This window comes from Lactobacillus sp. RTP31084st1_F9_RTP31084_210423 (assembly GCF_040919545.1).
Taxonomy (GTDB): Bacteria; Bacillota; Bacilli; order Lactobacillales; family Lactobacillaceae; genus Lactobacillus; species Lactobacillus paragasseri.
On sequence record NZ_JBCOVH010000014.1, the window covers coordinates 1 to 1023 of the forward strand.

Consider the following 1023-nt stretch of genomic DNA (forward strand, 5'->3'; position numbering starts at 1 on the left):
TCTCGGTCGCTCTTCAATCTGTTTTTTCGATTGTCTCGGTTTTTTGCTTTAGATTATATTCAGTTTTCAATGTACTAGCTCTCTGAGGTATTACCCTCAAAACTAAACAAAGTTTCTCAGTGTGCTTCCGCTTGGCTTTCTCAATGACTTCTCTTTAGTGCTCTCGCACTCTCCATCATCTTTCGCCTTCCTTAGAAAGGAGGTGATCCAGCCGCAGGTTCTCCTACGGCTACCTTGTTACGACTTCACCCTAATCATCTGTCCTACCTTAGACGGCTGACTCCTATAAAGGTTATCCCACCGGCTTTGGGTGTTACAGACTCTCATGGTGTGACGGGCGGTGTGTACAAGGCCCGGGAACGTATTCACCGCGGCGTGCTGATCCGCGATTACTAGCGATTCCAGCTTCGTGTAGGCGAGTTGCAGCCTACAGTCCGAACTGAGAACGGCTTTCAGAGATCCGCTTGCCTTCGCAGGTTCGCTTCTCGTTGTACCGTCCATTGTAGCACGTGTGTAGCCCAGGTCATAAGGGGCATGATGACTTGACGTCATCCCCACCTTCCTCCGGTTTGTCACCGGCAGTCTCATTAGAGTGCCCAACTTAATGATGGCAACTAATGACAAGGGTTGCGCTCGTTGCGGGACTTAACCCAACATCTCACGACACGAGCTGACGACAGCCATGCACCACCTGTCTCAGCGTCCCCGAAGGGAACTCCTAATCTCTTAGGTTTGCACTGGATGTCAAGACCTGGTAAGGTTCTTCGCGTTGCTTCGAATTAAACCACATGCTCCACCGCTTGTGCGGGCCCCCGTCAATTCCTTTGAGTTTCAACCTTGCGGTCGTACTCCCCAGGCGGAGTGCTTAATGCGTTAGCTGCAGCACTGAGAGGCGGAAACCTCCCAACACTTAGCACTCATCGTTTACGGCATGGACTACCAGGGTATCTAATCCTGTTCGCTACCCATGCTTTCGAGCCTCAGCGTCAGTTGCAGACCAGAGAGCCGCCTTCGCCACTGGTG

The 1023-nt window shown here is 51.7% G+C and carries 1 rRNA gene; it reads right to left on the reverse strand.

The features are described from left to right. Positions 1–195: 195 nt before the first annotated feature. Positions 196–1023, reverse strand: a 16S ribosomal RNA gene (locus AB5359_RS10215); the annotation flags it as partial.